The 10,272-nt window shown below is 69.5% G+C and carries 8 protein-coding genes and 1 pseudogene; 2 read left to right on the forward strand and 7 right to left on the reverse strand.

The features are described 5' to 3' along the window. Positions 1-628 (reverse strand): annotated as a pseudogene (locus A5701_RS10195) (protein translocase subunit SecD); the annotation flags it as partial. Between the two features lie 112 nt (positions 629-740). After that, on the reverse strand, positions 741-1,079 hold the full coding sequence (yajC, locus tag A5701_RS10200; protein ID WP_067268848.1) for a preprotein translocase subunit YajC: 339 nt from the start codon (positions 1,077-1,079) through the stop codon (positions 741-743). Positions 1,080-1,299: 220 nt separating this feature from the next. Between yajC and gabT the strand changes: the two genes are divergently transcribed. Next, complete coding sequence (gabT, locus tag A5701_RS10205) at positions 1,300-2,640, forward strand: 4-aminobutyrate--2-oxoglutarate transaminase (RefSeq protein WP_067752086.1); 1,341 nt, start codon at positions 1,300-1,302, stop codon at positions 2,638-2,640. A gap of 147 nt (positions 2,641-2,787) precedes the next feature. Then, positions 2,788-6,309 (forward strand): carboxylic acid reductase, encoded by a 3,522-nt coding sequence (gene car, locus A5701_RS10210; RefSeq protein ID WP_067752089.1) that lies wholly within the window; start codon positions 2,788-2,790, stop codon positions 6,307-6,309. A gap of 62 nt (positions 6,310-6,371) precedes the next feature. On the opposite strand, the gene A5701_RS10215 is transcribed toward car, so the two are convergent. The 5 genes from A5701_RS10215 to ruvA all read right to left on the reverse strand — a co-directional run. Next, the gene (locus A5701_RS10215) at positions 6,372-7,061 is read right to left on the reverse strand and encodes a hypothetical protein (protein ID WP_067752094.1); all 690 of its coding nucleotides are present in this window, start codon (positions 7,059-7,061) and stop codon (positions 6,372-6,374) included. Between the two features lie 129 nt (positions 7,062-7,190). Beyond that, complete coding sequence (locus tag A5701_RS10220; RefSeq protein ID WP_067752097.1) at positions 7,191-7,577, reverse strand: DUF1304 domain-containing protein; 387 nt, start codon at positions 7,575-7,577, stop codon at positions 7,191-7,193. Positions 7,578-7,699: 122 nt separating this feature from the next. Continuing rightward, a complete protein-coding gene (locus tag A5701_RS10225) occupies positions 7,700-8,377 on the reverse strand; it encodes a hypothetical protein (RefSeq protein ID WP_067752103.1) in 678 nt (225 codons plus the stop codon). 386 nt (positions 8,378-8,763) lie between these two features. Next, positions 8,764-9,819 (reverse strand): Holliday junction branch migration DNA helicase RuvB, encoded by a 1,056-nt coding sequence (gene ruvB, locus A5701_RS10230; protein WP_067752100.1) that lies wholly within the window; start codon positions 9,817-9,819, stop codon positions 8,764-8,766. Continuing rightward, on the reverse strand, positions 9,816-10,272 hold a 457-nt coding region (ruvA, locus tag A5701_RS10235), incomplete at its 5' end, for a Holliday junction branch migration protein RuvA (protein ID WP_067752106.1). The genes ruvA and ruvB, both read right to left, overlap by 4 nt.

Raw genomic sequence — 10,272 nt, forward strand, 5'->3', positions numbered from 1 at the left:
GCTGGGCCTGCTGACGGCCCTGTCGTTGATCGCTTCCGGCGCAATGGTTTTCGCGATACTGGTGATCCTGGGCCGGCGGCCGTCCACCCTGCGGTGCGGGTTGCGCCGGTGCGGGCTGGCCGGGCGGCGCCTGCCCCGGCGGCGGGGCGAGGCCCGGGGGCGGCGCCTGCCCGGGCGCAGGCTGGCCCGGCGGCGGCGCCTGCCCGGGCGGGGGCGCCTGCGGCGCGGGCTTGGGCTGGAGCTCCTGCGCCGGCATCGAGTTCAGCACCGGGCGGATGTAGAGACGAGCGGTCTGCCCCAGGTTGCGGGCCTCGTTGCCGTCGTTGCCGGGCACGGTGATCACCAGGTTGTCGCCGTCGACCACGACCTCCGAACCGGAGACGCCCAGCCCGTTGACGCGCGCGCTGATGATCTGCTGCGCCTGTGCCAGCGCGTCGCGGCTCGGACGTGAGCCGTCCGGGGTGCGCGCGGTCAACGTGACGCGGGTGCCACCCTGCAGGTCGATGCCGAGCTTGGGTGCGGCCCGCTTGTCGCCGGTCAGGAACACCAGCAGATAGACGCCGACGAGCAGCAACAGGAAGACGGACAGGTAGCGGGCAGGGTGCACCGGCGCCGAAGACGATGCCACGTTCCTTCTATCTCCTCGAGAATCGGTTTCTTACCCCGGACAGAGCCTAGAAAAGACTACGTGCCTCCCTCACCGCGATCGCGCCGCTGGTGGGTTTGGGCCGCAATCGCCGTCAGGAATCCTTGGTCGCCCGGTTGTCGCCGAATTCCTCTAAGTCGTCGGCGTCGTCGTCCTCGGCGAGGTCGTCCTCGTCGGGCAGTATCCGGTCGCGGATCGCCAGCTTCATCCAGGTCGTGACCACCCCGGGCGCGATCTCGAGGTCGACGGTGTCGTCCGTGATCTCGACGACCGTGGCCTCGAGCCCGGATGTGGTGTGCACGCGGTCGCCCGGCTGCAACGACTCGTGCAGGTCGATGGTGGCCTGCATCGCCCGCTTCTGCCGGCGCGACGCGAAGTACATGAACCCGCCCATGATGAGCAGGAAGGGCAGGAACAGGATCAAACTTTCCATGAACGGGCCTGTCTTTTCGTAGTGGCTTCGTAGTGGCTTCGTCGTGGCACTGAAGGCCATCGGTGGCCGGGACGACCCGCGGGCCGCGCACCTCGTACCGGCCAGTGTGCCATTGCCGCAGGTCGCCCCCGAGCGCCGCCGTACATGAGAGGCCGGGCGGGGACGCGCCGGATAGGCTTGAGTCGCGACGTGACAGGCGCGCCGCGGTGAGGAGAAGATCGTGGCCGGCCTCGAGCAGACACGCCAGCTGGTCACCGAAATCCCCGGTCCCGCTTCGCTGGAGCTGACCAAACGCCGCGCCGCGGCGGTGTCGCACGGGGTGAACGTCTCGCTGCCGGTGTTCGTGGCGCGGGCGTTCGGCGGCATCATCGAGGACGTCGACGGCAACCGGCTCATCGACCTGGCCTCCGGCATCGCGGTCACCACCGTCGGCAACTCCTCGCCCCGGGTCGTGGAGGCGGTGCGCGCCCAGGTCGCCGAATTCACCCACACCTGCTTCATGGTCGTGCCGTACGAGCAGTACGTCGCCGTCGCCGAGGAGCTAAACCGGATCACGCCGGGCTCCGGCGAGAAGCGCTCGGTGCTGTTCAACTCCGGTGCGGAAGCCGTCGAGAACGCCGTCAAGGTCGCCCGCGCGTACACCCGCAAGCCCGCCGTCGTGGCGTTCAACCACGCGTACCACGGCCGCACCAACCTGGCGATGGCGCTGACCGCCAAGTCCAAGCCGTACAAGAGCGGCTTTGGCCCGTTCGCACCGGAGGTCTACCGGGCCCCGGTGTCCTACCCGTACCGGGACGGGCTTCTCGATAAGGAGCTGGCCACCGACGGGGAGAAGGCCGCCGCGCGGGCGATCGACGTCATCGAGAGCCAGGTCGGCGCCGACAGCCTCGCCGCGGTCATCATCGAACCGATCGCCGGCGAAGGCGGCTTCATCGTGCCGGCCGAGGGATTCCTGCCAGCCCTGCTCGACTGGTGCCGCAACAACGACGTGGTGTTCATCGCCGACGAGGTGCAGACCGGGTTTGCGCGCACCGGCGCGATGTTCGCGTGCGAACACGAGGGCATCGAACCCGACCTGATCTGCACCGCCAAGGGCATCGCCGACGGGCTGCCGCTGTCGGCGGTCACCGGCCGCGCGCAGATCATGGACGCGTCGCATGTCGGCGGGTTGGGCGGCACATTCGGTGGCAACCCGATCGCCTGTGCTGCAGCATTGGCCACCATTTCAACGATCGAAACTGACGGGCTGATCGAGCGGGCCCGGCAACTGGAACGGCTGATCACCGAGCCGTTGCTGCGCCTGCAGGCCGCCGACGACCGGATCGGCGAGGTGCGCGGCCGCGGCGCCATGATCGCCATCGAGTTGGTCAAGTCAGGTACCGCCGAGCCCGACGCGGAGCTGACTCAGAAGCTGTCCAAGGCGGCCCATGCCGCCGGCGTCGTCGTGTTGACGTGCGGCATGTTCGGCAACATCATCCGGCTGCTGCCGCCGCTGACCATCAGCGACGAGCTGCTGAACGAGGGCATCGACGTCCTGGCGGGACTGCTGGCCGACCTGTAAGACCTGAGGGTCGACCGGCCCGGTGGGCAATCTCACAACTTGCGCCGCGGCGGGACCATGGTGGAATACCGTTACTTTAGCTAACGTTCTAATGGTCAGCGCATCGGCGCGAGAAGACTCAATATCTTTCATTGCGAGGGAATTTTTATGTCGACCACCAAGCACGACGAGCGGCTCGAGCGCCGCATCGAGGACCTGACCGCCAACGACCCCCAGTTCGCCGCCGCCCGCCCCGACCCGGCGGTCGAATCGGCGCTCGAGCGGCCCGGGCTGCGCCTCCCGCAGGTGATCCGGACCGTGCTCGAGGGGTATGCCGACCGGCCCGCGCTGGCGCACCGCGCGGTGGAGTTCGTCAAGGACCCGGCCAGCGGACGCACCAGGCTGGAGTTGCTTTCCCGGTTCGAGACGCTGACCTATCGGGAGCTCGGCGAGCGGGTTTCCGCGCTCGGCCGCGCCTGGTCCGACGACGAGGTGCACACCGGTGACCGGGTCTGCGTGCTTGGCTTCAACAGCGTCGACTACACCACCATCGACATGGCGCTGGCGACGATCAGTGCGGTGTCGGTCCCGCTGCAGACCAGCGCGTCGCTGACGTCGCTGCAGCCGATCGTGACCGAGACCGAGCCCACCGTGATCGCGGCGAGCGCCAACCAGCTGCCCGACGCCGTGGAGCTGATCCTGAGCGGCTACCGGCCCGCCAAGCTGGTGGTGTTCGACTACCACCCCGAGGTCGACGACGAGCGGGAGGCGGTGGAGACCGCCCGCACCCGGCTCGCGGACACCGACGTCGTGGTCGAAACGCTCGCCGAGGTGCTCGAGCGCGGCAAGGCGTTGCCGGACGCGCCGCTCCCGGCCAGCGAGGAATCCGACCCTCTGGCCCTGCTCGTCTACACCTCCGGAAGCACCGGCGCGCCCAAGGGCGCGATGTACCCGCAGAGCAACGTCGCCAAGATCTGGCGCCGGGGCAGCAGGAACTGGTTCGGCGAAAGCGCCGCGTCAATCACCCTGAACTTCATGCCGATGAGCCACGTCATGGGCCGCGGCATCCTCTACGGCACGCTCGGCAACGGCGGCACGGCCTACTTCGCCGCCAAGAGCGACCTCTCGACCCTGCTCGAGGACCTCGAGCTGGTGCGGCCGACCGAGCTGAACTTCGTGCCGCGCATCTGGGAGACCCTATTCGGCGAATTCCAGCGCCTGGTCGAACGGCGGCTCGCCGACGGCGGCGACCGCGCAGCGGTCGAGGCGCAAGTTCTCGCAGACCAGCGTCAGTACCTGTTGGGTGGGCGCTACATCTTCGCGATGACGGGCTCCGCGCCCACCTCGCCCGAACTGCGCAGCTGGGTCGAATCGCTGCTCGAGATGCACCTGATGGACGGCTACGGCTCCACCGAGGCCGGCATGGTGTTGTTCGACGGCGAGATCCAGCGCCCGCCGGTGATCGACTACAAGCTCGTCGACGTGCCGGACCTGGGCTACTTCGGTACCGACCGGCCGTACCCCCGCGGCGAGTTGCTGTTGCGGACCGAGAACATGTTCCCCGGCTACTACAAGCGGGCCGAGACGACGGCCAACGTGTTCGACGAGGACGGCTACTACCGGACCGGCGACGTGTTCGCCGAGGTCGCGCCCGACAAGCTGGTCTACGTCGACCGCCGCAACAACGTGCTCAAGCTGGCGCAGGGCGAGTTCGTGACCCTGGCCAAGCTGGAGGCCGAGTTCGGCAACAGCCCGTTGGTGCGCCAGATCTACGTCTACGGGAACAGCTCCCAGCCCTACCTGCTGGCAGTCGTGGTCCCAACGGAGGAGGCGCTGGCCTCGGGCGACGAGGAGAGCCTCAAGCCCAAGATCGCCGACTCGCTGCAGCACGTCGCGCGCCAGGCCGCCCTGCAGTCCTACGAGGTGCCGCGCGACTTCATCATCGAGTCCACGCCGTTCAGCCTGGAGAACGGTCTGTTGACCGGGATCCGCAAGCTGGCGTGGCCGAAGCTGAAGCAGCACTACGGCGAGCGGCTCGAGCAGCTCTACGCCGAGCTGGCCCAGGGACAGGCCAACGAGCTGGCCGAACTGCGGCGCAACGGCGCGAACGCGCCCGTGCTGCAGACCGTGAGCCGGGCCGCCGCGGCCATGCTGGGCACGGCGAGCAGCGAGCTGACGCCCGACGCGCACTTCACCGACCTGGGCGGAGACTCGTTGTCGGCGTTGACGTTCGGGAACCTGCTGCGCGAGATCTTCGACATCGACGTCCCCGTCGGCGTCATCGTCAGCCCGGCCAGCGACCTGCAGGCCATCGCCAACTACATCGAGGGCGAGCGCCAGGGCACCAAGCGGCCCACCTTCGCCGCCGTGCACGGCCGTGACGCGACCGAGGTGCACGCCGGTGACCTGACACTGGACAAGTTCCTCGAGGCCGAGACGCTGGCCGCCGCTCCCAGCCTGCCCAAGCCCACCAGCGAGGTGCGGACGGTGCTGCTAACCGGCGCGACCGGCTTCCTGGGTCGCTACCTGGCGCTGGAATGGCTCGAGCGCATGGACATGGTCGACGGCAAGGTGATTGCATTGGTCCGCGCCAAGTCCGACGCGGAGGCCCGCGGCCGGCTGGACAAGACCTTCGACAGCGGCGACTCCAAGCTGCTGGCGCACTACCGGGAGCTTGCCGCCGACCACCTGGAGGTCATCGCCGGCGACAAGGGCGAGGCCAGCCTCGGCCTGGACCCGCACACCTGGCAGCGGCTGGCCGACACGGTCGACCTGATCGTCGACCCGGCCGCACTGGTCAACCACGTGCTGCCGTACAGCGAGCTGTTCGGCCCCAACGCGCTGGGCACCGCCGAACTGATCCGGATCGCGCTCACCACCAAGCTGAAGCCGTACACGTATGTGTCCACGATCGGCGTCGGCGACCAGATCAAGCCCGGCCAGTTCGTCGAGGACGCCGACATCCGGCAGATCAGCGCGACCCGCGCGATCAACGACAACTACGCCAACGGCTACGGCACCAGCAAGTGGGCCGGCGAGGTGCTGCTGCGCGAGGCGCACGACCTGTGTGGCCTGCCGGTGGCGGTGTTCCGCTGCGACATGATCCTGGCCGACACCACCTACGCCGGCCAGCTCAACCTGCCGGACATGTTCACCCGGCTGATGCTGAGCCTGGTCGCCACCGGTGTCGCGCCCGGTTCGTTCTACGAACTGGACGCCGAGGGCAACCGCCAGCGTTCGCACTACGACGGCCTGCCGGTGGAGTTCATCGCCGCGGCGATCTCCACGCTGGGCACGCAGGTGCTGGACGACGTCTCTCGAGGCGACGGGTTCCAGACGTACCACGTGATGAACCCCTACGACGACGGCATCGGCCTCGACGAGTACGTCGACTGGCTGATCGAGGCCGGCTATGGGATCCAGCGCATCGCCGACTACGGCGAATGGCTGCGGCGGTTCGAGCAGACGATGCGGGGCCTGCCGGAGCGGCAACGCCAGTACTCGCTGCTACCGCTGCTGCACAACTACCAGAAGCCTTCAGTGCCGATCAACGGTTCGATGGCACCGACCGACCGCTTCCGCGCCGCGGTGCAAGAGGCGAAAGTCGGCCCCGACAAAGACATCCCGCATGTCTCGGCGCCGATCATCGTCAAGTACATCACCGACCTGCAGTTGCTCGGACTGCTGTAAAGGCAGCAAAGACCGATCGCCAGCCCGGCTTCGGGCCGGCGATCGGTCTTTGTGTGAGCGCGTTACTGCGAAGGATGCGGCCAGCGCAGGTACGCGGCGTTGGCACCCGCCGCCGCGCCCGAGCGCTGGCGACGCCACCCGCGCTTGGGCTCCGGGTCGGCAGCCGTGCGCGGCTTGGTCAGTGCGCCCGAGGACACCTCGGCCGACTCGTACGTCGATTCGCGGTACGGTTCGACGCCCGGCGCGGCGGCGGCCACCGGCGCGACGGGCTGGACGTCACGCGCCAGCCGCACGGCCGTGCGCGCCAGCACAACTCCGCCCACGAAGACGATCAGCGCACCCAGTCCGGAGAAGTAGCTGACCTCGAGCACCGCGCGCTTGCGGTCGGTCGCGGCGACGGGATCACCGGCGGAGCCGATTCCCAGCAGCGGCGCGAACTGGCCGCCCACGACGAACCAGGCGCCGGCCAGGACCGCCAGCCAGCCGCCCAGCATCGCCGCGACGCGGTTTCCGGCGACGATCAGCAAGAGGCCACCCAGCACGGTCGCCGCCCCCGGCAGAACCTCGAGCCACCCTCGAGCCGTGCTCCACGCCCACTCCCGATCGGGCGTGTAGGCGAAGTTGAAGCGCGGTCCGACAAACGGTATTAACGCCCCCCAAGCTCCCATGATGACCAGGAGCAGTCCGCTGACCGCGCCACGCGAACGCGGCATGCTCAGCCCGCGTGTTTGGCCGTCTTCTGCGTATTTCATGACATCCCCTCGTTGAATACCGGGCCTGTTTCCGGCCCGGCATGGGTACCCGACCATTTCCGCTTGTAACCCATGCGGCGCGCGGAATTCCGCCCCCGGCGGTGACCATTGGGGCTGGTGAGACAGATGTTAAAACCTGAGGCCGAGCAGCAGCAGCGCGATCGCGATCGCCGGAAAGACGCCCTGCGTGACCGCGGCACGCCCCTTCTCCGGTGCGGACAGCAGCAGGACCACCGCGGCCGCGGCCATGGGCCCGACGCCGGCGAAGATGAGCGCCGCCCCAACGGCGTTGTGCCGCAAGATGATCGCCCCGATGCCGAGGCCGGTGACCACGGCCAGGAACAGGTTGTAGAAGCCTTGGTTGAAGGCCAGCAACTTGGTTGTCTCGGCCTCCTCGGCCGTCGTGCCGAACGTGGCGCGGGTGCGCGGCGAGGTCCAGGTGAACGATTCCATTACAAAGATGTAGACGTGCAGTAAAGCCGCCAGTCCGGCGAACACCAACCCGGCAGTGATCATCGCTCCTCCTCGGTGGTCGAGGCCTGCGCGGTGGAACTTTACCGACCTGCGGTCGCCCGGACCGCCCCGGACGCGAAAGGGCGCCGGTAGCCAATGGCTACCGGCGCCTCCCGCGTCACTCGTTACACGCCGGCGTGGTGGTGCCGGTGGAACAGGCCGCCACCGGCGCGCCGACCGAAGAAACCACGCCCGCGGGGCTCGGCTTCGACCCGGTCCGTCCGCGCGGCGGGCATGCCGCCCCGCGTCTCGTCGTACATGGCCGGGCCGCCGGCCGGCACCGCCTCGGCGGCCACCGGGGCCGGCTCGGTCACCACGACGTCTCGCGCGTGCCGCACCGCCAGGCGCGCCACGGCCGCCCCGCCCAGGAACACGATCAGGGCGCCCAGGCCGGTGAAGTAGGTGACCTCGAGCAGGGCTCGTTTCAGGTCCGTCGACGCCACCGGTTGCCCGAGGTCGCCGATGCCCAGGGTCGACGCGAACGCGCGGCCGACCACGAACCAGGCCCCGCCGAGGACCGCCAGCCAACCGCCGAAGACGCCGCTGGCGCGGTTGCCCGACGTAAGGACCAGCAGGCCGCCCAACGCCGTGGCGGCCCCGGGGAGCACCTCGAGCCAGCCCTTGGTCGTGGTCCACGTCCACGCCGGGTCGGTCAGGTAGGCCCAGTCGATGTTGGGCCCGAAGAACGGCACCAGTGCGCCCCAGGCGCCCAACAGAATCAGGAGCAGCCCGGTTAGCGCGCCGCGGGTGCGTGGCATGTACAGCGCGCGAGGGCGTTCGTTGTCGTAGCGCGTGGTCCTCATCAGAATCTCCTTCAACAGGTATTACTGCTGTGAGCTTGGTTACCCGACGACGCCCACGCATAACCGATCGCGGGCCGCCAGGGTGTCGGCTGGGAACGCCGGCTGTGGCTGGTCCGCCGGGGTGGCAGGGGCCTGAGCAGGCCGGACAGCGTAGCCGCGGACCGCCGCGGCCGGGCTGACCCGCAAAGGTCACGATTTGGTCGCGCTCGCGATCGCCACTAGTCCAATGGTGGCGACCCGCATCGCCCGGCCTTCGCCGCGCTCGCGATCGCCACTAGTCAAACGGTGGCGACCCGCATCGCCCGGCCTTCGCCGCGCTCGCGATCGCCACTAGTCAAACGGTGGCGACCCGCATCGCCCGGCCTTCGCCGCGCTCGCGATCGCCACTAGTCAAACAGGCCTGGTTGGCCCAACCCGGTGACGCCCGCCGGCGGGCTCATGCCCAGGTGTGTCCATGCCTGCGCGGTGGCCACCCGGCCGCGCGGCGTGCGGGCGACCATCCCGGCGCGGACCAGGAACGGTTCGCACACCTCCTCGACCGTGGTGGCCTCCTCCCCCACGGCCACCGCCAGGGTCGAGACCCCGACCGGGCCCCCGCCGAAGCTGCGGGTCAGGGCCGACAGCACGGCCCGGTCCAGCCGGTCCAGGCCCAGCTCGTCGACGTCGTAGACCGCCAGTGCGGCCTTGGCGACGTCGCGGGTGATCACCCCGTCGGCGCGCACCTCGGCGAAGTCGCGGACCCGCCGCAGCAGCCGGTTGGCGATGCGCGGTGTCCCGCGCGAGCGCCGGGCGATCTCCTCGGCCGCCTCGGCGCCCAGCTCGATGCCGAGGATGCCGGCTGAGCGGGCCAGCACCAGCTCCAACTCGGCGGGCTCGTAGAAGTCCATGTGGGCGGTGAACCCGAACCGATCGCGCAGCGGCCCGGTCAGCGCGCCGGACCGGGTGGTGGCGCCGACCAGGGTGAAGGGCGCCACCTCCAGGGGGATCGACGTCGCGCCTGGACCCTTGCCGACCACCACGTCGACGCGAAAGTCCTCCATCGCCAGGTACAGCATCTCCTCGGCGGGCCGGGCGATGCGGTGAATCTCGTCGATGAACAGCACGTCGTGCTCGACCAGGTTGGACAGCATGGCGGCCAGGTCACCGGCGCGTTCCAGCGCCGGACCCGACGTCACGCGCAACGAGGACCCGAGCTCGGCGGCGATGATCATGGCCAGCGACGTCTTGCCCAGCCCCGGCGGACCCGAGAGCAGGATGTGATCCGGTGTGCCGCCGCGATTTTTGGCGCCCTCGATCACCAGCTGCAGCTGTTCGCGCACCCGCGGCTGGCCGATGAACTCCCGCAGCGAGCGCGGCCGCAGACTGACGTCGATGTCCCCCTCCCCGACGGCCAGCGCCGGCGACAGCTCGCGGTCGGCGGAGTCATCGTCGGGGCTGCTCATTTGGTCTTGCCCAGCAGCGAGAGGGCGGCGCGCAGGGCGCCGGATGTCGTCGCGTCCTGATCGGTGGCCAGCACCTTGTCGGTGGCCTCCTCGGCCTGCTTGACGGCGAAGCCCAGGCCGACCAGCGCCTCGACCACCGGCCCGCGCACCGCGTGCCCGTTGACCACGGACGCGGGCGCGCCCGCTGACACCGCGCCCACCTTGTCCCGCAGCTCGAGCACCATTCGTTCGGCACCGCGTTTGCCGATCCCGGGAACCCGGGTCAGCGCGACCACGTCGCTGTCGTACAGCACCTGCCGCAACGCCGCCGCGTCGTGAACCGCCAACGTCGCCATCGCCAGCCGGGGGCCCACCCCCGACACGGTCAGCAGGGTCAGGAACAGGTCTCGGGTCTCGGTGTCGGTGAAGCCGTACAGCGTCATCGAGTCCTCGCGCACGACCATCGCGGTGATC

The organism is Mycobacterium sp. E3305, from assembly GCF_001666785.1.
GTDB lineage: Bacteria > Actinomycetota > Actinomycetes > Mycobacteriales > Mycobacteriaceae > Mycobacterium.

Bases quoted from the DNA above. Each gene is read 5' to 3' on its own strand.
- yajC (WP_067268848.1), bottom strand. From the start codon at position 1,079: ATGGAAAGTTTGATCCTGTTCCTGCCCTTCCTGCTCATCATGGGCGGG.
- car (WP_067752089.1), top strand. From the start codon at position 2,788: ATGTCGACCACCAAGCACGACGAGCGGCTCGAGCGCCGCATCGAGGAC.
- A5701_RS10215 (WP_067752094.1), bottom strand. From the start codon at position 7,061: ATGAAATACGCAGAAGACGGCCAAACACGCGGGCTGAGCATGCCGCGT.
- A5701_RS10220 (WP_067752097.1), bottom strand. From the start codon at position 7,577: ATGATCACTGCCGGGTTGGTGTTCGCCGGACTGGCGGCTTTACTGCAC.
- A5701_RS10225 (WP_067752103.1), bottom strand. From the start codon at position 8,377: ATGAGGACCACGCGCTACGACAACGAACGCCCTCGCGCGCTGTACATG.
- ruvB (WP_067752100.1), bottom strand. From the start codon at position 9,819: ATGAGCAGCCCCGACGATGACTCCGCCGACCGCGAGCTGTCGCCGGCG.